This is a genomic window from Roseburia sp. AM23-20 (genome assembly GCF_003470905.1).
Classification (GTDB): Bacteria; Bacillota; Clostridia; order Lachnospirales; family Lachnospiraceae; genus Roseburia; species Roseburia rectibacter.
The window spans coordinates 71,628-92,346 of the sequence record NZ_QRHS01000015.1; the positions used below are offsets into that span (position 1 = coordinate 71,628).

Here is a 20,719-nt window from a genome sequence, read left to right on the forward strand (position 1 = left end):
TTTCAATGTTAAATAAAAAAACAGACACGGGAGGTTTCTTATGGATCAGAATTGTGCATATTGTATGGAGGGCGAATTAGTTGCCCAGTTTGGTATTAAAATCTGTGAACTGCCAAGTTCAAAGGTATATCTTTTTAAAGAGCAGAGCCACAAAGGCCGTGTAATCGTTGCACACAAAAAACATGTCAGTGAGATCACCGAGCTGACCGCCGAAGAACGTGCTGCTTACATTGAAGATATCAATCATGTGGCAGAAGCACTTCACAAAGCATTTCACCCGCAGAAAGTTAATTATGGTGCTTACGGTGATACAGGTCATCATCTGCATTTCCACCTCGTTCCAAAATATACAGACGGTTACGAGTGGGGAGGCACATTTGCCATGAATCCGGGAGAAAAATTCCTGTCAGAGGAAGAATATGCCACATTGATCGAAGAGATCAAAAAATACTTATAAAGTCTATTTTTTCATCTTAGGCTGAAAAATAATACTTGCAAGATATGCAAAGACCAGTGCCGCTGAAATACCAGCGGCACTTGCTTTTAAGCCGCCTAAAAAGATCCCAAGAAAACCATATTCATCTACTGCTTCTTTCACACCCTTAAACAAGGTATTTCCAAATCCAAGCAACGGAACACTTGCTCCCGCTCCTGCAAATTCAATAAACGGCTGATAAATTCCCAACGCTCCAAGCAGCGCACCAAGACACACCAGCATGACCATAATTCTGCCCGGAAGCATCTTCGTTTTTTCCATTAAAATCTGTACCAGTGCACAGATCGCACCTCCCACCCAGAATGCATTGACATAATCCATGATTTTTTCTTTCCTCCTTTTTAATCTGCATGCTCGATCACAACACCATGTGCGATTCCAGGCACCGTTTTTCCCTCATTAAAAGATACCGTGGAAAGCAGTGCACCGGTCGGTACGAATAAGATACGGCGTAATTTTCCCATCTCAACCTGCTTTAAGAAATGTCCTGCAAGTGTCACGGCAGAGCAGCCGCATCCTGAGCCTCCGGCGCCGGTTTTCTGTGCTTTACTCTCAAAGATCAGCATACCACAGTCTAAATGCTCCTGGCTGATATCATATCCTTCTTTCTTTAAAAGATCGATCAGTATCTCCTGTCCCACACTTCCAAGATCCCCGGTAATAATTTGATCATAGTCCTCCGGTTTCCGTCCGAAATCTTTGAAATTCTGACAGATCGTATCTGCTGCCGCAGGTGCCATTGCTGCCCCCATATTCATGGAATCTTTAATTCCATAATCCATGATCTTACCGGTCGTGATTCCAGTGATACAGGCACTGCTTTTCCTTTTTCCAAGCACATACGCACCACTCCCTGTCACCGTCCATGTTGCTGACATTGGTCTCTGGTTTGCATATTCCAGCGGAAACCGGAATTGTTTTTCGGCACTTGCAAAATGACTCGACGTCATTGCCACAACGTAATCTGCATATCCTGCCGCAACACACATTGCACCAAGTGAAAGTGCCTCGCCACAGGTACTGCATGCACCGTACAGCCCAAAGAGCGGTACCTGATAATCCATAAGTCCAAATGAGGTTGCAATATTTTGTCCCAGGAGATCCCCTGAAAAAAGATAGCGGATATCTTCTTTAAAAAGTCCTGCTTTACCAACCGCCATCCCAAAGGCCTCTTTCTGAAGCGTACTCTCAGCCTCTTCCCATGTATTCTGTCCGAATTTATCATCTTCACCGATCAGGTCAAAACAATCTCCCAGTGGCCCTTCTCCCTCTTTTTTTCCAACAATGCTTGCGCTGCTTATGATATAAGGCGGCTCCTTAAAACAAATACTCTGTTTTCCCATCTGCATGCTCATATGATTCTCCATTTCCAGATCTTATTACAGCATCGTTTTTTCAAACATCATGCTCTCTATATGCTTTAGCATGTACATTTTGCAGATATTTATACCAGAGTCTTCATCTACTTGCACTTCATTTATTACACTTTATTTATCACGCTTCGCACCTGCTCCGGCTGTATGCCAAGACACACACATAAAGTAAGAAATTCCTCCGCATCCAGTGGTTCTTCATAATCCTCCCTCAGTTTTCCCGCATCGATGCCCGCATGTGCCGCAAGCGATTTTGCATCCATCCGGTTTTCTTCTATATAACGGATCATATAATCAGTCACTTTTGATTTTCCCATGTTATCGCACCTCTTCTACAAAAATCTGTTTTCCCTTATTTTATTCTTTAGTTTTAGGAATTGCAATTATATTTTTCTCCCGTATTAAGAACTCGTTGACTGATAAAATGAGGTGGGATATGATACGGTTACAAAGCATTTTGACTGCTTTAAAATGCAATAGAACGGAGATCAACATGAAAAATCAGAATATAGCAAAGGTTTTAAAAGAATATCGTAAACGTAATCATCTGTCTGTCAATGATGTATCTCTCCTGTTGGACGAACGTTCTTTTACCGCTGCTCCAAAGACAATTTACGGTTGGGAAAGCGGGCAGGCAAATCCAAGTGCAGATATCCTATTAACACTCTGTGATATATATAATATTACCGATATTCTTGACGCATTCGGTTATGACAGTAATGAAAATTTTCATGTAACGCCCTCTGAACGGATGATCATCGAAGCCTACCGTGCACATCCGGAAATGCATGAGGCAGTCAGCGTTCTGTTAGGCTGCAGTGCGCCACGCAAAAATCCTGCACCTTTACACGGTACGACAATACAAAAAGACAGTTCACATAAAAAACAACACTCTGCGGAAATGAATACTTTGACCGCCCATAAGAATATTTCTTCCAATAACCAGCATCTGTAATCTGCCACGAAAAAGCTCCTGCGCTAAACATAATGCGCAGGAGCTTTTTCTCTCTGATCTCTGTATCTGTTAAATTAGTTTTCTCATCCTCTTACCGCTCTTTATCTGTCTATTACCCCTGATCCTGTGGCTGGCTCTGGTCTGACTGCTGTCCCTGATCCTGCGGCTGGCTCTGGTCTGGCTGCTGCCCCTGATCCTGCGGCTGGCTCTGGTCTGGCTGCTGGCTCTGATCCTGCGGCTGGCTCTGGTCTGGCTGCTGGCTCTGATCCTGTGGCTGGCTCTGATCTGGCTGCTGCCCTCCATCAGCCGGCTGCTGTGCCTTCAATGCCGCAAGTGCCGCCTCTGCCGCTGTCAGTGTATCATAATTCGTTACCTGCGCCTTGTCTGCATCTGAAAGTGAATTGTACATATTTCTCGCATTCACGATTGCTGTTTCGCTCTCTAATGTTACAGGCCCGATAATACTGATCGCATTGATCACAGATGGAACATCCGCCTGGGGCTGCTGCACAACAGTCGGATTGTCACCCGGCATACGATATACTAAAACTGCATATCCCTTATCGATCGTCTCATAGATCTTCTTTGCTGCAGATGCCGGCAGGTTGATACATCCATGAGAACCACCTGTCTTATAGATACTTCCTCCAAATTTGTTACGCCAGGTCGCATCATGCATACCTACGTCACCATTAAATGGCATCCAGTAAGTAACCGGTGTCTCATAATCCGGTCCTCTTAAAACCGCATTCATGGTCTTATAAGTCAGTCCAAAAGCACCTGTCGGAGTATCATGCCCTTTTGCAAGATTTCCTGAAACAAAATCACTTTCCACCACCAGCTTTCCATCTTTATAGAGGAATAAATGCTGGTTTGTCAGATTGATCTCAACGTAAGAATCACCATAGTCATGCTCTCCATGACTGTTCGCAGTTGTGAGATATACCGGCTCTCTTTCCACGTCTTTTCCTGCTTTTAAATCTGCTAAAATCTGTTCTACTTCTCCACTGTTGTCAATTCTCCAGCCATAAAAACCACCTGTGACCGTAACTGTCGTACCGTAAGAAGTTTTTAATTCTTTCGGGGAATAGGCTGTGTTATATTTTTTTGCCAGCGTCTTTACAAATGCAAGCACTTCTTCCTCATCAATGGAAACCTTTTCATCGGTACCCTCAGAAAGCCAGGTACTGATCGTAGTTCCATCCAAGACTTCCTTATCATCCCCAAAGTCATATGTAATCGTAACACCTACATACTGGTTTAACGTGTCAATCAAATCCAGCAGATCTTTGTCATCATCTCCGACTGCAGGCTTCCGATAACAGTCGCCCTGCTCTAGATCAACGGTTTCATCCAGTACTAAAATGGCGTCACTTACTGCCTTTTTCACTTTTGCCGCATCAACCTCTGTTCCATAATCGGCCGGGACAAGTGCATAACCGTTTTCTTTTGTATAATCAGCATAAGTCGCATCCACCGGTGTGCGCTGATCTTTCATACATGGTAAATTACTGACTGCCTCATTCAGTTTCTGCTCATCATAGGATACAACCTTTTCCAGTTCAAACTCCTGCTTCTGAAACATCCGTATCAGCCAGGAAAAGCCATTCTGCTCATTTAAAAGTGTTTCTATCTCACCCTGGAATACAGGCTCCATATCAATATCCGAACCTGCGATCGTTCCATTTTTATCCTCACGTGCAGTAACTGTCAGCTGGTAATTTTTCATTTCAGTCCGAAAAGCATCCTCGACTTTTTCCACACTGCTGCCACCGACAGCAATTCCATCAATAGACGTTCCAAAGCAAAAATGACTTTCAAAATAAATCGCAAAACCGACATAAATCACTGCGATCGCCGTCATAATGCATGTAAGCACCAGTCCCGTATAATTTTTCCCGGACGCAGCCTGCTGCTTTTTCCGCTTATTTTTTTCTTTCATTCTCCTAAATATCCTTTCATCCCATGTGTAAAGATATGTTGTATCGCATAAAATATGCAAACGGACACCTACTCTATTATAATATCCCGCAAAGTCTTGTCAACAAATTGTCCAAATCGTAACATTAAATTAAGAATTCGTTCTTTTTTCGCATTGTTCTGTAATAAAAAAAAACGTCAAACTCCCCAAAAACACTGGTCATAGCTTAAAGTTTTCTTAAATTTTAAATAATCTTTCTTAAAATAAGAAAAAGGTAATTGTTTCTGAAAAATTGCTGTGCTATAATCCCTATCGTTGAGATTAATGAAAAGAGGGTGAAACCGTGAAAACAAAGACACGTGATGCGGTCAACGCATTTATCGAGAGAAACAAACATGCTCTTCTTTTGCTTTATTTCATGATTTATCTGCCATGGTTTGGTCATTTAGAGAGAACCGTTACCACACATTTTCATGTGATCCATGTTGCACTGGATGATTATATTCCTTTCTGTGAATATTTTATCATTCCATACTTCTTATGGTTTGGATATGTGGCATGGGGACTTGGTTTCTTCTACTTTAAAAATAAAGATGAATATTTCCGTTTATGCACCATGTTATTTACCGGTATGACGATCTTTCTGATCGTTTCTACCATTTATCCAAACGGGCATTATTTAAGACCGACTACCTTTGTACGTGATAATGTATTTGTACATATGGTAAAATGGCTTTACGCAACTGATACAGCAACGAATCTTTTTCCGAGCATTCACGTTTACAATTCCATTGCTGTCAATTTAGCTGTATGGCACAGTGGGAATTTCCGTGATAAAAAAGTTATCCGGATCGGCTCTGCTGTTCTTATGGTAAGTATTATTCTTTCTACCATGTTTTTAAAACAGCACTCTGTATTCGATGTTGTTACCGGAATCATCATGGCAGTATTTATGTATATGCTTGTTTATGTACAGAATCCGGCACGTATGCCGGCTGGCGAGCGCAAATACGAGCGCAAATTTTTATAATTTGCACTCGTATCCCGCTACATATTTCGCACAGACTGTCATCAAATTCTCATCATACATCATCCGCTGTGTGCGCTCTATTGGTGTATATTTTCTGACTTCCTTCGATATATGATCTTCTACTACTACCGCATCAAATTCATATCCATCCAAAAAAGTACCAACTTTTCCAAAATAGCTTCCGCCTCCGGCTGTTGCTAAATAGAATGCCTCTGCAAACGTCAGCGGCTTGCTGTTTTCATCGATCAGACGCCAGTACATTTTTGAAACCTGTACTGCTAATGTCAACGCTTTTGCCATGGATAAAGATGAGCCTCCTGCCACATCAGAGCCAAGTCCGACCGCGATACCATCTTCTAAAAACTTCCGGATTGGTGCGATACCGGAGGAAAGATTTAAGTTTGATTCCGGACAGTGCGCCACATAGACACCATGTTCTTTCAAAAGATCCATCTCATCTTCACTGTAAATACAGTGAGCCATGATCGCCGGATGCTCCTTATCTCCTAACATATCAAAAATAGCATAAGCATCTGCATAATTTTTTGCCGCCGGAACAAGTTCTTTTACCCAGGCAACCTCAGACGGATTTTCCGACAGGTGAGACTGCACACGAAGCCCGGTGGTCTTTTGCAGTTTTTCAAGTGCCATCATCAGCTCATCCGTACAGCTTGGAATAAATCGAGGCGTTAAGATCGGTTTTGTTCTTTCATATTTTCCGGCTGTCTCATCAATCCACTTTTTTGTGTCCTCTGCTGCTGTCAGCGCATCTGCCTCGCATAGATTTTCACCGCCATTGCGATCCATATCTACCTTACCGACATAGCTTACAACTCCGCTCTCTTCCAAAAGATCCATCAACATGATCGTCGCTTTCCTGTGAAGCGTTGCAAAAATACATGCACGTGTCGTCAGACTGTGTTTCAGATCAGACACAAAATTCCCATATGCACGTTTTGCATAGGAGATATCCACATATTTTGCCTCTTCCGGAAAAGTATGCACATTCAGCCAGTCTAAAAGTTCTAAATCCATGCCAAGCCCGCGGAAGGTATATTGTGGGGCATGCACATGAAGATCCGTCATGCCCGGAAGAATGATCTTATCTCCGTAATCTGTAATCGGCAGTTTTTCATACTGCTGCGGCAGCTTTTCAAATGCACCTCTACAGATACCGTTTTCACAAACGATATAACCTCCTTCCATGCTGTACAGTTCTTTATTTTCTCCTGAAAATACAATATTTCCTTTTAAAACAAAACTCTTTTTTTCCAATACTTTTTATCCTTTTCTTTTTGTCTTACCATAATTTGAAAATCCGGATCGCAGATTTCATTACTTTATATTTCACATCTTCCAGTTCTGATGCCGCACACTTTAGCTCTTTTCGGATTTCAAGATGCTGTGGACAATGTGTCTCACATTTTCCGCATCCGATACACTGTGAAGCACTTGCCGTATCCTTGCGGAAAGCCGTACATTGTAAATAATCTTTCCTTCCGGATTTTTTTCCTTCTGAGTACATTGCATTATAGCAGCGGAATGTTCCCGGTATATCCACACCTCGCGGACACGGCATACAGTATCCGCAGCCGGTACATCCGACTTTCACGTGCTTTTTGATTTCTTCCTTTACCTGTTCGATCAGCGCAGCATCCGATGTCGTCAGACAGCCCACATGAGACTCTGAGGCAGTCTTTACATTCTGCTCTACCATTCCCATGGAATTCATTCCTGAAAGTACACAGGTCACTTCCGGCTGGTTATAAAGCCATTTTAAGGCGAGTTCTGCCGGTGTACGTCCTTCTTCATCGTTACGGAACAGCTCTTTTGCAGATTCCGGCAGAAGATTTACAAGCCTGCCTCCCCTAAGCGGCTCCATGATAATAACAGGAAGTCCTTTCGCATTTGCATAGCGCAGTCCCTCCACGCCTGCCTGTGAGTATTCATCGATATAATTATACTGGATCTGGCAGAAATCCCAGTCATAAGCATCCACAAGCTGTTTGAACATCTCGGTATTCCCATGATAGGAAAATCCGATATTACGGATCTGACCGGACGCTAACTTTTCCTCGATCCAGTCCTGCATACCGATCTTTTTTAATTTTTCCCAGGTTGGAATATCGGTGAGCATATGCATCAGATAATAATCGATATAATCGGTCTTTAATCTGCGAAGTTCCTCCTGAAACATCTTTTCCGCACCTGCGACAGACTTAATCAGATAATGCGGCAGTTTAGTTGCAAGATAGATCTGCTCCCTGCAATGATTGCGTTTTAAGATCTCTCCAACTGCCACTTCATTGCCTGCATAAACATATGCGGTGTCAAAATAATTCACACCTGCTTTTATCGCAGCCATCACTTCTTTTTCTGCTTTATCAATATCCACACTGCTGCCGTTTTTGGTAAAACGCATACATCCATATCCCAAAACAGAAATTTCATTTCCTTTTTTATCCCTGCGATACTGCATCCTTTAACTCCTCCAGTTCCGATAACCATATAGCAGCACTCGCATCCGACGGCATACGCAGATCTCCGCGCGGAGATACTGCAACACTTCCAACCTTCGGTCCGTCCGGCAGACAGGAACGCTTAAACTGCTGCGCAAAGAACCGGCGGTAAAATGTCTCTAACCATTTAAAAATCGTTGCATCATCATATGTTCCGGCAAAAGCCTGTTTTGCCAGACGGTAAACCTTTGCCGGTGCATAAGAAAGGCGCAGCATATGATACAGATAAAAATCATGCAGTTCATAAGGGCCGACCAGATCTTCCGTTTTCTGTGAGATCTTTCCGTCCTCCGGCGGTAAAAGTTCCGGTGAAACCGGTGTGTCAAGCACATCAAGAAGAACCTGTTTTAATGTTTCATCCCCACAGGTATCTGCATAATAGCGTACCAGATGGCGCACTAACGTCTTTGGCACCGATGCATTTACTGCATACATGGACATATGATCTCCATTATAAGTTGCCCAGCCAAGCGCAAGCTCCGAGAGATCACCGGTTCCGATGACCATACCGCCGGATTTATTTGCAATATCCATCAATATCTGCGTACGCTCTCTCGCCTGTCCGTTTTCATAAGTCACATCATGCACGGATGGATTCTGTCCGATATCACGGAAATGGACGTTAACAGCGTCTTTAATATCAACCTCTGTAAAGTCCGCTCCAAGACAGCGGATCAGTGATACAGCGTTATCATAGGTACGGTCTGTCGTACCAAATCCCGGCATCGTAACTGCCTTGATATTGCCATGATCCATTCCAAGAGCATCAAAAGCACGCACGGTAACAAGAAGTGCCAGTGTGGAATCGAGTCCTCCGGAAATTCCGATCACCGCAGATTTACAGTGTGTATGCTCTAAACGTTTTTTCAGTCCCATTGACTGAATGGATAATATCTCTTCACAACGCAGTGTTCTGTCACGCTCCCCGGACGGTACAAACGGCATCGGATCGATATAACGTGTCAGTTTTGTCTCCTCCATCTTTAAGGAAAATACTGTCTCATGATACATAGGCTCTGTAGCTGTCTCAAATGTCGTCATTCTGCGGCGCTCGGACGCAAGACGCATCACATCGATCTCTGTGGATACTGTCTGTGTAGAAAAAAGCTCCGACTCTGCCAGCAGGCGGCCGTTTTCTGCGATCAGGTTATGCCCGGAATAGACAACATCCTGTGTGGATTCTCCATCTCCTGCACTCGCATAGATATAACCACAGAGCAGTCTCGCCGACTGTCCGCTCACAAGCTCCCTGCGGTAAGCCGGTTTTCCGGTTGTCTCATCCGATGCAGAGAGATTCACGATAAGAGTTGCCCCATGCATAGCATGTGAAATGCTTGGCGGATTCATCGTCCAGAGATCCTCGCAGAGCTCTGCCGCGATCACAAGTTCCGGCATTTCGAGGCAGGTAAAAAGCTGCCTTGTTCCCATTGGCACGATCATTTCTTCGGTCAGTCTCACATCAACCACTTCTTCCATGCCTCTTGTAAAATGACGTGCCTCATAAAACTCATTGTAATTCGGAAGATAGGTTTTCGGCACAATGCCAAGAATTTTTCCACGGTTTAGTGCCGCTGCCGCATTATATAATTTACCTTTATATGCAAGTGGAAGACCAACAAATACGATCGCATCTATATCTGCTGTAAATTTTGCAATATTTATTAATTCATTTTTTGCCTCCCGAAGCAGCTTTTCCTGCAAAAACAGATCTCCACAGGTATATCCGGTGATACATAACTCCGGCAGAACGATCACTTTTGCTCCCTCATCTGCTGCCTCTTTGATTGCCTGGCAGATTACTTTTGCATTATATCCGGTGTCGGCAACCCTGATCTTTGGCGTTACTGCTGCAACTTTTACAAATCCCTGTCTCATTCTTTCCTCTTTTCCGGTTACGTTTTACCTTACTTTCTATTTTGCGGAACGCATTTCTTTTAACTCGTCCACATCAAAATGATATGCCTTATTACAGAACTGGCATTTTACTTCGATTGCCTCTCCGTCATTGATGATCGAATCTAAATCTTTTTTGCTCAACGTGGAGATTGCGCGTGAAACACGCTCTTTAGAACAGTCACACTCAAATGCCGCCGGAATTTTATCCGTGATCTCAAGACCAAAATCTCCTAAGATCTCCTCTAAGATCTGCTCCGGTGTCATGCCCTGTTCTAACATTTCCGTCACGGATGCGATCTCTTTGATCTTATTTTCCAGTTTCTCGATGATCTCATCACTGGTAAATGGCATAAGCTGGATAATAAAACCGCCTGCCTGACGCACTGACAGATCTGTATCTACTAAAACTCCAAGTCCTACTGCGGACGGAATCTGCTCGGATGTCGCAAAATAATACGTCAGATCCTCTGCAATCTCTCCCGTCTGCAGTGCGATCTGTCCCACATACGGTTCTTTTAACCCCATATCTTTAATTACACTCATCACACCAAGTCCGAGTGCACCGCCCACGTCTAATTTGCCCTGTGCATTTAACGGCAGTTCTACCTGGGACTCCATCGGAAATCCCTTGACATGACCATGGGAGTCAGCAGTCACGGTAAGTCCTTTTGCAGGACCGCCGCACTGGATCTGGATCGTTAAAAGATCCTTCTCCCCCTTCATCATTGTTCCCATCATTGCTGCACCACTCAAAAGACGTCCTAACGCTGCTGTAATGACCGGTCTTGTTTCATGGTCACGTCTTGCCTCTTCCACCAGCTCTTTTGAATTAATGGCAAATGCACGGATCTGGCTGTCTGCCGCTGTTGCTCTTACAATATAATCACTCATATTTTATCCTCCATTTTCGTACTATATTTATAATTTTATTCAGTTATTTCTGTCTTTCCGGCATTACTCCTCGCAATCACATAGATGCGTTCACTGTCCTCTTTTAGCGGTTCTCTCGTAAATGCGTCATATGCTGCGACGAGTTCAAGTCCCGCCTGTTCTAAGAGGTGTTTTACGTTTTCTAACGCATATGCACGCTGATAATGCGTCTCTTCAAACTTACGATAAAGCCCCTCTTCTTCGCGGATAAAAAGTGTCAGATCGTATTCGTTGATCTGTTCTTCTTCATCAAAGTAATTGTCCCAGATAAAACTGCCTTCCTCACGGTTCTCTGCAATCGTCGTCTCACCTAAAAGCTCTTTATATTTATATACTGTGTTCAGATCGAAGATAAAAATACCATCCGGGTCTAAATATTCATTTACACGATAAAACAATGAAAGCAGATCCGTCTCTTCCAGCAGATAATTCATGGAATCACAGATACTTACGACTGCACGCACACTTCCATACAGTTCAAGTTCTCTCATATCCTGCAGCAGATATAAAATCTCATCCTCCGGCATCTCCTGATATCCGGTTTCCGCTGCGATCTCTAACATTTCCGGTGAATTATCCACACCGATCATATCGTAGCCCGCTTTTTTCAACAATCTTGTGATCTTTCCTGTACCACATCCTAAATCAAGCACTGTTCCTTCACAGATCCCATATTCTTTCAGAAGTCCTATAATGTACTGGCTCCACTCTTCGTATGGAACATTATCCATGAACAGATCATACACCTGTGCAAAACTCGTATATGCTTCCAAATTATAATCTCCTTTTAATGTTGGTTACTGCTTTTCAGTCATTTCTGCCGTACCTTTTAGTCATTTCTGCAGTACCTTTCCAAGCAAGTACCATCTTATCACAGGTTTTAGTTGAAATAAAGCAAAAAAGAATCTATACTATTAACAGTATGTCATTTTTTATTTGAGAAAAGGATTTTGATATGCCTGAAAATTACGATCATTATATCAGCAAAAATATAAAGGCGTTTTATAAACGAAGACTTGCGGCTCCGATTATTTACCTGATCGTGCTCATTCTTGCATGGCACTTTTTTTCACTGTCCTCCGTATTTTCTCCGGATATTCTGCCTGCAGATACTTCTTTAGAGACAGCTTTCCGGAATGGCGAACAGTATGTGAGCACCACGCTTTCTGATTTAAAATTTACCGGATATACACAGTCCCTTTTCGGGCACACCAACGGTTATTATTATTACACCATGCGTGCCGGAGAATGTGTCATCGTATTGTTAGCCCCAGATACAAGTGAGGAAGGTCTGCCTTCGATTGAAGAGGTTACCATTCAGGGAAAGATTTCAAAGGGAAATGAAAACTTTGACACCCTGCTTTCAAACCTTTCAACCGATTTAAACTGGACAGAAAATGGTATCCGCAACAAGGTATCTTCCTATTATATCAGTGAACCCGGATTTAATCATGTTGGGAACCGGATCTTGTTTGCAGCTATTTTTATTACCGGGATTTATGCACTGCTCTGTGTCGCACTGTCTATTGTGTATATGTTTTTCCCGGTACTCTCTCCTGCCTGCCAGGATCTTGCGCTTTTTGGCAATCCGAAAAAAATGTTAGAACAGGCAGAAGAAGAACTTGCCACATTGCCGCAGCTTGCAACAGAAGATATGTTTATCACGGAACATTTTTTCATCGAAACTTCCGTTTATGGCAACGCGATCGTACCGATCGATCAGATCATATGGATCTACAAATATTCCACGCTGCACAAGTTCTTCTGGTATCATTTCAGTATCTCATATACACTGCATATCAGTGCAAATAAGCATCTGTATATCCAGTGCCCGAAAAATATCAAATCCGACATCGACGGTATCATTGATTATCTTTCGGAGGCAAACCATAATATTCTTGTGGGATTTAATGAGAAAAACCGCCTGAAAGTACAGGAAATACAGGGAACACCGATGCATTTCGAAAAATTTATCGCTTTCTTAAATAAGCGTGTATAGACAATCCCATATATTTTTCTTTCCAAATGAAAGGAGGCAGGTGAAATCATCACCCGCCTCTTTTTTGCGTTCTGTTTTAACTATATAACCCTATTGATCCCTGTAAAATTTACTAATCTTTGCTGATTCCGTTTTTTCTGCCTATATAAACCCAACGATCCCGGAAAATTTTACCTGCACGATGTGCTGATCGACTCGATCGCCACTGCACCGCCGCGCACAACCTCGATCCGGCGGAATTTGGATTTTAACAGAGCGATCAGTTCATTGTTGCGTCGTTCTGTCAGTTTGCACTCTAAGAGTACACTGTCGTTTCCGATATCTGCCACCTGCACATTAAATACCTGTGCGATCTGGAATACTTCAAGTTTTCCAGCCTCATCGACATCTAACACTTTCGCAAATAAAATCTCCTTCATGTGGATCGGCACATCTGTAAGATCGATGACTTTAATGACCTCGACCATACGGTTCAACTGCTTTTTGATCTGCTCAAATGTGATATCATCACTGGTCACACAGATCGTCATTCTTGAAACTGTCTCATCCTCTGTTGTACCAACCGTAAGACTCTGGAGATTGTAAGATTTTCCGGAAAAAAGACCGGATACTTTTGCTAAAACACCCACCTGATTTTCCACATATAATGCAATCCATCTATTTTTCATATCCGTATCCTCTCCTATTTCAAAATCATCTCGCTCATTGGATTTCCGCTCTTTACCATAGGAAGTACGATCTCATCTGTGGAAATCATAAATTCAATGATCGTCGGGGCATCTGTATAAGTACGTGCCTCATCAAGTGCTGCCTGGATATCCTCCTCTTTTTCCACCCGGATACCATGTGCACCATAACTCTTCGCTAATGCAATAAAATCCGGTGTATATGGAGGGCAGGATGCATTCGGTCCCTTACAGTTCGCCGGACAGGTTCTTCTTCTCCGCAGACAGGTTGCCTCGTAACGTTTTCCATAAAACAACTGCTGCATCTGACGTACCATGCCAAGATAATAGTTATTGAACAGACAGATGATCACCGGTGCTTCCTGTACCACCGCCGTTGCCATCTCCTGAATATTCATCTGAAAACCGCCGTCACCGGTAAAGCAGATGACTTCCTTATCACGATTACCGATCTTTGCCCCGATTGCTGCCGGGAATCCAAATCCCATTGTGCCAAGTCCACCGGATGTGATCAGCTGATGCCAGGAATCTAACTCTAAGTACTGTGTTGCCCACATCTGATGCTGTCCGACATCTGTTACATAAACAGCCTCCCCAAAAGTACGGTTTACATGCTCAAATACCATCTGCGGTGTCATGCCACAGTCTCTGCGCATCTCAAGCGGATTTTTCTTATCCCACTCTGCGATTTCTTTCTGCCACTGTTCTGTATCCTTTGATTCTGCCCATTCAAGCAGCTTTTCCAACGCTAAATTAGCATCCGATACGACCGGAACATCCACAACGACATTTCTGGAAATAGATGCCGTATCCACATCGATATGCACGATCTTAGCTTTCGGTGCAAATTCATTTAAATCTCCGGTTATACGGTCATTAAATCTGGTTCCGATGGAAAAGAGCACATCACATTTGCTGACTGCCATATTTGCCGCATATTTTCCATGCATGCCACTGTTACCAACATAAAGTGGATGGCTCGTCGGGATCGAACCTTTTCCCATGATCGTCGTAACAACCGGAATCTGCATCTTCTCTGCTAACGCAAGCAGCTTATCATTTGCATGCGCAATATTGATACCACCTCCGGCAAGGATCAGCGGTTTCTTTGCGGTACGGAGCAATTTGTATGCTTTTTTCAACTGTCCGATATGTACCGAATCATTCGGCTTATAACCACGGATCTGGATATTTGACGGATATTCTGCCGGTCCTGCTGCCGTCTGGATATCCTTTGGAATATCAATCAGTACCGGCCCAGGCTTGCCGGTGGATGCGATATAAAATGCCATCTTGATGATCCGTCCTAAATCTTCCCGTCTGCGCACTGTTACGCCATATTTTGTGACACTTCTTGTCATTCCGACAATATCTACTTCCTGAAACGCATCATTTCCTATTAAAGAAAGTGGAACCTGTCCCGTAAAACAAACTAACGGAATACTGTCATAATGTGCATCTGCAAGTCCTGTGATGATATTCGTTGCCCCAGGTCCGCTTGTTACCAGACATACACCGACTTTTCCGGTAGATTTCGCATACCCTTCTGCTGCATGTATCAGTCCCTGTTCATGTCTCGGCAGGACGACGTCAATACTATCCTGTTTATATAATTCATCGAAAAGATCTGTTACAGTACCGCCCGGATAACCGAAAATGGTATCCACGCCCTCTTCCTGCAGCGCTTTTACAAATAATTTTCTGCCTGTTATATCCATATCGTCCTCCCAAAAAACCAAGGTATTTTTCTTTCAAAAAACTATATCCCATCTTACCGGGAAATGCAATGATTTTATTTATCCAATCAGACCGACTGATTTTAATATAAAAATCCATCCGGTCAGCGTAAATGCTGCAAGCAGCGTTGTCGTCACGATCACACTCGCCGTCAGTACACCATCATTATTCATGCTTTTCGCCATGATATAACAGCTCGGTGTTGTCGGGGATGCAAGCATGATCAGTATCGCGATCATTTTTTCCCCGCTAAATCCCATCCAGGCTGCAACCGGAAGAAAAATAAGCGGCTGGATCACCAGTTTGATCATAGATGCCGCGATCGTCGGTTTTATTTTTGCGAGTGCTTTTCTCCCCTCAAATCCGGCTCCGATCGTGATCAGTGCAAGCGGTGTTGCCATCTGCGCCACACTGTTTACCGTCTTATTTATGATCGTTGGAAATTCGATTCCGGAAAGTCCCACGATCAGTCCCGCTAAAATACCAAGAATGATCGGATTTTTAGCAATTCCGACACATGCCTCTTTGATCTTTTCTTTTCCATTTACTCCGCTCGCATTTTCGCCCTCGAAAGTCAGCACGATCACAGAAAAAATGTTGTAAAGTGGTACCGCACTGACGATCATCAGCGGTCCCATCGCCGAAGTTCCGTAAATATTCTGGATAAAAGCAAGCCCCATGACCGCTGCACTGCTGCGGAACGATGCCTGCACAAATGCGCCCCGCATGGACTTATCTTTCAGAAAAAGTTTCACACCGCCCCAGATCAGCCAGAAACATGCTGTACTTACCAGTGCACAGAATAACACATATTTTAAATCAAATACTTCTCTGATATCCACACCTGCGATATCGCGAAACAGCATAAACGGCAGCGTCACCTTAAAATTAAAACGATTTGCCACCGTAACAAAATTGTCATTTAACATTCCGATCTGTTTTAAAAAATAACCGATGACCATAACTAAAAAAATCGGGAACGTCACATTGATACTGTAAATAAAATTTCCCATCTTCGCTGCACTGCTTTCTGTTTTGGTTTATTTATTTTCTGACTCTCTCATACCGGTAAAAATAATACTCCAGATCAAAATATGTCTGTTCTTCACTGTCCGCTGTTACCTGCCATGCTGGATCTGCATCCAGATCCGGAAAATGTGCATCTGCATCATATGCAAAATCAATCTTTGTGACATGTGCCACATCACACTCATCAATGAGCTGCCTATATACGGATTCGCCGCCGATCACATAAATATCTTCACTATCGTACTTTTTCAGTTCTTCATGAAGTTCTTCCATATCATGTACGATCAAAGCTCCCGGAACCCGGAACTTTTTATCATGTGTCAGCACAATATTCGTCCGCCCCATCAGTGGAAGTCCATTCGGAAATGTTTCTAACGTTTTCCGCCCCATCACAACTACTTTTCCCATCGTTGTTTCACGGAAAAACTTTTGATCTGCCGGAATCCGGACTAACAATTCATTTTTATTACCGATCGCCCAGTTTTCATCTGCTGCAACAATTATATTCATAAAAATTTCTATCCTCCATCCACAATGCACTTCTTTCCCTGTGCATTGTTGTTTTCTGTCTGTCCATACTCTTTCAAACTCTCATTTTAACCAATTTCCCCAAAAATGACAAGGTGTATTTCTATTGCTTTTTGGGGCAGAATGGGGTATATTATCAATATGTTTATATGATTTTTACCCATGCATCAGCATGTAAATAATAATACGGAGGATAATTATGAGTCAGGCAAAAGTTGACCGCTATAAAGAAGAGAAAGCAAACCGCAAAAAGATTCTCGCAAAGGAAAAAAGAAAACGCATCACAGGTATTATCTGTGGATGGGTAATCGCAGTCCTTATCGTTGGCTGGGCAGGATATTCCGGTTATCATGCATATGAAAAGAGCAGACCGATCAAAACGATCTATGCCAATCTTGACGCAGTGAATAATTATATGAATACACTCGATACAGAAGAATAACATTTCAACAAAAAGGTTCCGGAACATCCGGAACCTTTTTTACATAACATATCATCTGCAGACCAGCCATTCTTTTTCCATGCTCTGTCAATCTGCTTCCCCCTCTGCGATCTCTGCTTTTGCAAGTGCATTCTCGATCGCATTTAACAGTACGATCGATGTATACTGATTATCCTTATTATATGTAATTCCTTCCGTTGACTGCTGTTTTATCACCTGTTCGCTGACATTTTCCAATGCCGGTTCCATAAGCGGATACATTGTCGCTACTGTTTCATCCAGACTGAGCAGGGAAATAGATTGTATACGATTTTCATCTACAATGACCTGTATATCAGCTGACTGACTGCCCATCATTACCGACGATGTATATACACCTGCTGTATACTGCATCGTTGGCTCTGCCCCATTCTTCTGTTTTTTCGGCAAAAACATGAAAAGCAGCAATATAATCAATACGATCCCAAGTCCGACAAATATCGCTGTATAGATAACCTCCTTCATATGAAGGACTACGATCCTCGTCTTTGCGCTCACCCTGTACCTCCATGGTATCGATTGTTATATTGTATGAATCCAAAGCATATTACATGCATGCTTCTTTTAAACATTCTTCATATTCTCTTACCGGCAATGGCCGTGAAAAATAATATCCCTGTATATCATCACAGTCCAGATTGCACAAAAACATCAGCTGTTCCACAGTCTCTACACCCTCAGCCGTGATCTCCATTCCAAAACTCTGCGCCAGTTTTGTGATAGAATTCAACAATTTCTCCCCATTGTCATCTCCGATATAATCAACCAGACTCTTATCCAGCTTGATCGTATCAAAATGCATCCGGTTTAATGTGGAAAGGGACGAATAACCACTTCCGAAATCATCCAGAAGTATCTTAAATCCTGCCGTGTGAAACTGTTCTAACAGATTAAATATTTCGTTATTATCGATTGTTGCACTCTCTGTGATCTCCAGTTGGATATATTTTGAATCAAGATCATACGAACGGATAATGCTTTCATATTTTTCAACAACATTCGAATAATAGAGACTGACACGCGAAATATTTACTGAAACAGGAAACATCTTCTGTCCCTGTTCCTGCCAGGCTTTCTGCTGCCTGCACACAGCCCGGAACACATACTCATCAAGTCTTATGATGTTGCCATTTCGCTCAAACAGAGGAATAAATTTAAGCGGAGGAATAAGGCTTCCATCCTGTCTCCTCCAGCGTACCAGTGCCTCTGCACCTACAAGTTTTCTGGTATGTGCGCTGTATTTGGGCTGATACCAGATCTCAAACTCTTCTTTTTCAAGTGCCATCTCAAAATGATCTTCCAGTTCACGATTTTCCTGGATACTCTCATGATTCAGTTCATCATAAAACATGTAGTGTCTGTCACGTCTTCCTTTGATCTGGTGCTTTGCCAGAACAGCATTTCCATATAAAGGATCGATCTCATCCAAAACCATTGTATGATAAATTCCAAACACCGGAAAAAGATTTGGTATCTCTAAACGCTCCGGTATCTCTTCTATCTTTTTGATCACACGTTCCAGTCTCTCTTTGATTGCGTCCTGATTTTCTTCCATCCAGAACAATACAAACCGGTCAGCATTCACATGTGCCACCAGTTCATTATCCCCCTTCTCATTTTCAAATATCTCACTTACAGCCCGCAGCACCTCGTCACCTTTTTTCACGCCACAGGTACTGTTGATCAGTTTAAAATCCGCAAGATCCATGGCTGCCAGCCACCCAGCACCATCTTTTTTGCTCTTTGCCTTTTCCTTAAATGCTGCAAAATTATCTCCTAATGTGACAGGATCCTGATATGCAAGCGAAATAAGTTCTTTTTTACTCTTACGCCATGAATAAATATATACTCCGACACTGACTGATATTATAACCAGAATGATAACAATCAGGCTGTTGATCGCATCCATAACCACCTGCATACGGTTTGTCAGAACACTTTCCGATGCCGCTGTGACAACATACCATTCATCACCGGTTTCCTCTATCTTAAGCGGCATATAATAATAAAGAGAAACTTCCTTACGTTTTGGATCCATTCCATAACCGCTTTTTCCTGACTTCATATCACTGATCATACGGCTCTTTGCAGCGTCATCATTTTCATCTGCTGAAATATCGGCAGTAAAAATATTTTTACCAATTCCCCATTCCTTACTGTTTCCGGAAGCAGCAATGATCATACCATCCATTTTTACAATATAATTAAAAGCCTGACCTTCAAATATCTCATTTTGCAGGCATCCCTCAAACATTTCATATCTGCCAGTTGCAAATAAAACGCCTTTTACCGTTTTTTGATCTTTTTCATATACCGGTACACTGAATGCATTTACAATTTCATCTGAACCATCAATCTGGTCTTCAAATGTATCCGTCAGACGTTGTTTTCCCTGCATCGACTGTCTGAATGTCTCTCTGTCGGACATATCCAGATGATACCCGTCTGTCGTCTGTGCTATCCCATCTGACGCGATATATCCCATACGTTTGAACTGGTATGTCTCCACAAATCCCTGTAATCTATCAACAAAAATGCTCTCGTCCCCATCTGAAAACTCTCTGGCAAGACTTGAAAGCAGACGAAAACGTGTACTTACTTCTTTCTCAATCAGTATCTCATTCTGCTCAGCCATCCCCTCTATGCTGCTCATCAACTGTTGCTGTAAACTATTTCTGATCTGCCCAAAACATCCAAATAGTGCTATTCCAAAAATCAGTAATATCGCACATAAAACCGCCACATTACGAATTCCCGCATTTTTTTTATACATTATGCCACCCCTTTGGCTTTCCCATGTCTGATTTAAAATCTTCCTGTGACCATTTTCCTATACTTTCTATTATAACATTCTTCATTTATGAGTTCCAGCCTAAAAAATGACGTTTTCATTCTGTTTTTCGTTTTTTTCGCCAAAAAACAGTGCTTTCCTTTCAAAGGAAAAAATTTGCAAAAAATAATTGACAATTATCCTTTTCCATGGTAAGATACCAAATGTGTCTGGCAAACAGATACATAAACATTTCATATATGCGCGAGTGGCTCAGTTGGTGGAGCACGACCTTGCCAAGGTCGGGGCCGCGGGTTCGAGTCCCGTCTCGCGCTCTTGTATCTGATATACAGATATATAAATTTTCAT

The 20,719-nt window shown here is 42.6% G+C and carries 20 protein-coding genes and 1 tRNA gene; 6 read left to right on the forward strand and 15 right to left on the reverse strand.

The window, feature by feature from the left end:
- Positions 1-40 precede the first annotated feature (40 nt).
- Positions 41-457 carry an HIT family protein gene (locus tag DW650_RS12200; protein WP_117921551.1) on the forward strand — a complete coding sequence of 139 codons (417 nt, stop codon included), beginning with the start codon at positions 41-43 and terminating at the stop codon, positions 455-457.
- 3 nt (positions 458-460) lie between these two features.
- Here DW650_RS12200 and spoVAE read toward each other — a convergent pair whose 3' ends face one another.
- The 3 genes from spoVAE to DW650_RS12215 form a co-directional block, all read right to left on the reverse strand.
- The gene (gene spoVAE, locus DW650_RS12205; protein ID WP_117921553.1) at positions 461-817 is read right to left on the reverse strand and encodes a stage V sporulation protein AE; all 357 of its coding nucleotides are present in this window, start codon (positions 815-817) and stop codon (positions 461-463) included.
- Positions 818-837: 20 nt separating this feature from the next.
- Positions 838-1,851 carry a stage V sporulation protein AD gene (gene spoVAD, locus DW650_RS12210; RefSeq protein WP_186900271.1) on the reverse strand — a complete coding sequence of 338 codons (1,014 nt, stop codon included), beginning with the start codon at positions 1,849-1,851 and terminating at the stop codon, positions 838-840.
- Positions 1,852-1,976: 125 nt separating this feature from the next.
- Positions 1,977-2,186 carry a hypothetical protein gene (locus DW650_RS12215; protein ID WP_117921557.1) on the reverse strand — a complete coding sequence of 70 codons (210 nt, stop codon included), beginning with the start codon at positions 2,184-2,186 and terminating at the stop codon, positions 1,977-1,979.
- Between the two features lie 176 nt (positions 2,187-2,362).
- On the opposite strand from DW650_RS12215, the gene DW650_RS12220 reads away from it, so the two are divergent.
- Positions 2,363-2,824 carry a helix-turn-helix transcriptional regulator gene (locus DW650_RS12220; RefSeq protein WP_241070901.1) on the forward strand — a complete coding sequence of 154 codons (462 nt, stop codon included), beginning with the start codon at positions 2,363-2,365 and terminating at the stop codon, positions 2,822-2,824.
- Positions 2,825-2,936: 112 nt separating this feature from the next.
- On the opposite strand, the gene DW650_RS12225 is transcribed toward DW650_RS12220, so the two are convergent.
- Positions 2,937-4,766, reverse strand: a complete 1,830-nt coding sequence (locus DW650_RS12225; protein WP_118210065.1) for a L,D-transpeptidase family protein — start codon at positions 4,764-4,766, stop codon at positions 2,937-2,939.
- A gap of 397 nt (positions 4,767-5,163) precedes the next feature.
- Here DW650_RS12225 and DW650_RS12230 point away from each other — a divergent pair, with 397 nt between their 5' ends.
- Positions 5,164-5,775: a phosphatase PAP2 family protein gene (locus DW650_RS12230; protein ID WP_118210088.1), complete on the forward strand. Its 612-nt coding sequence runs from the start codon at positions 5,164-5,166 to the stop codon at positions 5,773-5,775.
- On the opposite strand, the gene DW650_RS12235 is transcribed toward DW650_RS12230, so the two are convergent.
- Genes DW650_RS12235 through DW650_RS12255 form a run of 5 tightly spaced genes read right to left on the reverse strand, consistent with a single transcriptional unit; the run spans position 5,770 to position 11,893 of the window.
- On the reverse strand, positions 5,770-7,050 hold the full coding sequence (locus DW650_RS12235; RefSeq protein WP_118210066.1) for an amidohydrolase family protein: 1,281 nt from the start codon (positions 7,048-7,050) through the stop codon (positions 5,770-5,772). The genes DW650_RS12230 and DW650_RS12235 overlap by 6 nt on opposite strands.
- 25 nt (positions 7,051-7,075) lie before the next feature.
- On the reverse strand, positions 7,076-8,254 hold the full coding sequence (locus tag DW650_RS12240; protein ID WP_118210067.1) for an aldo/keto reductase: 1,179 nt from the start codon (positions 8,252-8,254) through the stop codon (positions 7,076-7,078).
- Positions 8,235-10,169 (reverse strand): NAD(+) synthase, encoded by a 1,935-nt coding sequence (locus tag DW650_RS12245; RefSeq protein ID WP_118210068.1) that lies wholly within the window; start codon positions 10,167-10,169, stop codon positions 8,235-8,237. The genes DW650_RS12240 and DW650_RS12245 overlap by 20 nt, the downstream gene beginning before the upstream one ends.
- 36 nt (positions 10,170-10,205) lie before the next feature.
- The gene (gene hslO, locus DW650_RS12250; protein WP_117921567.1) at positions 10,206-11,081 is read right to left on the reverse strand and encodes an Hsp33 family molecular chaperone HslO; all 876 of its coding nucleotides are present in this window, start codon (positions 11,079-11,081) and stop codon (positions 10,206-10,208) included.
- A 35-nt stretch (positions 11,082-11,116) separates the two neighbouring features.
- A complete protein-coding gene (locus tag DW650_RS12255) occupies positions 11,117-11,893 on the reverse strand; it encodes a class I SAM-dependent DNA methyltransferase (RefSeq protein WP_118210069.1) in 777 nt (258 codons plus the stop codon).
- 182 nt (positions 11,894-12,075) lie between these two features.
- Here DW650_RS12255 and DW650_RS12260 point away from each other — a divergent pair, with 182 nt between their 5' ends.
- Positions 12,076-13,119: a DUF6709 family protein gene (locus DW650_RS12260; RefSeq protein ID WP_118210070.1), complete on the forward strand. Its 1,044-nt coding sequence runs from the start codon at positions 12,076-12,078 to the stop codon at positions 13,117-13,119.
- A gap of 170 nt (positions 13,120-13,289) precedes the next feature.
- Here DW650_RS12260 and ilvN read toward each other — a convergent pair whose 3' ends face one another.
- The 4 genes from ilvN to DW650_RS12280 all read right to left on the reverse strand — a co-directional run bounded on the left by ilvN (position 13,290) and on the right by DW650_RS12280 (position 17,081).
- Positions 13,290-13,787 carry an acetolactate synthase small subunit gene (gene ilvN, locus DW650_RS12265; protein ID WP_118210071.1) on the reverse strand — a complete coding sequence of 166 codons (498 nt, stop codon included), beginning with the start codon at positions 13,785-13,787 and terminating at the stop codon, positions 13,290-13,292.
- 14 nt (positions 13,788-13,801) lie between these two features.
- Positions 13,802-15,523: a biosynthetic-type acetolactate synthase large subunit gene (gene ilvB / locus DW650_RS12270; protein ID WP_118210072.1), complete on the reverse strand. Its 1,722-nt coding sequence runs from the start codon at positions 15,521-15,523 to the stop codon at positions 13,802-13,804.
- Between the two features lie 78 nt (positions 15,524-15,601).
- The gene (locus DW650_RS12275) at positions 15,602-16,555 is read right to left on the reverse strand and encodes an AEC family transporter (protein WP_118210073.1); all 954 of its coding nucleotides are present in this window, start codon (positions 16,553-16,555) and stop codon (positions 15,602-15,604) included.
- Positions 16,556-16,586: 31 nt separating this feature from the next.
- Positions 16,587-17,081 carry a dihydrofolate reductase gene (locus tag DW650_RS12280; protein WP_186900281.1) on the reverse strand — a complete coding sequence of 165 codons (495 nt, stop codon included), beginning with the start codon at positions 17,079-17,081 and terminating at the stop codon, positions 16,587-16,589.
- 217 nt (positions 17,082-17,298) lie between these two features.
- Here DW650_RS12280 and DW650_RS12285 point away from each other — a divergent pair, with 217 nt between their 5' ends.
- Positions 17,299-17,541, forward strand: coding sequence for a hypothetical protein (locus DW650_RS12285; RefSeq protein WP_118210074.1), 243 nt, complete (start codon positions 17,299-17,301; stop codon positions 17,539-17,541).
- An 87-nt stretch (positions 17,542-17,628) separates the two neighbouring features.
- Here the strand turns inward: DW650_RS12285 and DW650_RS12290 are convergent, their stop codons facing one another.
- Entirely contained in the window at positions 17,629-18,045 is a 417-nt protein-coding gene (locus DW650_RS12290; protein WP_118210089.1) for an FMN-binding protein, read from the reverse strand.
- Positions 18,046-18,127: 82 nt separating this feature from the next.
- Entirely contained in the window at positions 18,128-20,353 is a 2,226-nt protein-coding gene (locus tag DW650_RS12295; protein ID WP_118210075.1) for a bifunctional diguanylate cyclase/phosphodiesterase, read from the reverse strand.
- A 259-nt stretch (positions 20,354-20,612) separates the two neighbouring features.
- On the opposite strand from DW650_RS12295, the gene DW650_RS12300 reads away from it, so the two are divergent.
- Positions 20,613-20,685, forward strand: a tRNA-Gly gene (locus DW650_RS12300).
- The last annotated feature ends 34 nt before the right edge of the window (positions 20,686-20,719 follow it).

Coding starts and splice junctions, on each gene's coding strand:
- DW650_RS12200 (WP_117921551.1), top strand. CDS start 41: ATGGATCAGAATTGTGCATATTGTATGGAGGGCGAATTAGTTGCCCAG.
- spoVAE (WP_117921553.1), bottom strand. CDS start 817: ATGGATTATGTCAATGCATTCTGGGTGGGAGGTGCGATCTGTGCACTG.
- spoVAD (WP_186900271.1), bottom strand. CDS start 1,851: ATGAGCATGCAGATGGGAAAACAGAGTATTTGTTTTAAGGAGCCGCCT.
- DW650_RS12215 (WP_117921557.1), bottom strand. CDS start 2,186: ATGGGAAAATCAAAAGTGACTGATTATATGATCCGTTATATAGAAGAA.
- DW650_RS12220 (WP_241070901.1), top strand. CDS start 2,363: ATGAAAAATCAGAATATAGCAAAGGTTTTAAAAGAATATCGTAAACGT.
- DW650_RS12225 (WP_118210065.1), bottom strand. CDS start 4,766: ATGAAAGAAAAAAATAAGCGGAAAAAGCAGCAGGCTGCGTCCGGGAAA.
- DW650_RS12230 (WP_118210088.1), top strand. CDS start 5,164: ATGATTTATCTGCCATGGTTTGGTCATTTAGAGAGAACCGTTACCACA.
- DW650_RS12240 (WP_118210067.1), bottom strand. CDS start 8,254: ATGCAGTATCGCAGGGATAAAAAAGGAAATGAAATTTCTGTTTTGGGA.
- DW650_RS12245 (WP_118210068.1), bottom strand. CDS start 10,169: ATGAGACAGGGATTTGTAAAAGTTGCAGCAGTAACGCCAAAGATCAGG.
- hslO (WP_117921567.1), bottom strand. CDS start 11,081: ATGAGTGATTATATTGTAAGAGCAACAGCGGCAGACAGCCAGATCCGT.
- DW650_RS12260 (WP_118210070.1), top strand. CDS start 12,076: ATGCCTGAAAATTACGATCATTATATCAGCAAAAATATAAAGGCGTTT.
- ilvN (WP_118210071.1), bottom strand. CDS start 13,787: ATGAAAAATAGATGGATTGCATTATATGTGGAAAATCAGGTGGGTGTT.
- ilvB (WP_118210072.1), bottom strand. CDS start 15,523: ATGGATATAACAGGCAGAAAATTATTTGTAAAAGCGCTGCAGGAAGAG.
- DW650_RS12275 (WP_118210073.1), bottom strand. CDS start 16,555: ATGGGAAATTTTATTTACAGTATCAATGTGACGTTCCCGATTTTTTTA.
- DW650_RS12280 (WP_186900281.1), bottom strand. CDS start 17,081: ATGAATATAATTGTTGCAGCAGATGAAAACTGGGCGATCGGTAATAAA.
- DW650_RS12285 (WP_118210074.1), top strand. CDS start 17,299: ATGAGTCAGGCAAAAGTTGACCGCTATAAAGAAGAGAAAGCAAACCGC.
- DW650_RS12290 (WP_118210089.1), bottom strand. CDS start 18,045: ATGAAGGAGGTTATCTATACAGCGATATTTGTCGGACTTGGGATCGTA.
- DW650_RS12295 (WP_118210075.1), bottom strand. CDS start 20,353: ATGTATAAAAAAAATGCGGGAATTCGTAATGTGGCGGTTTTATGTGCG.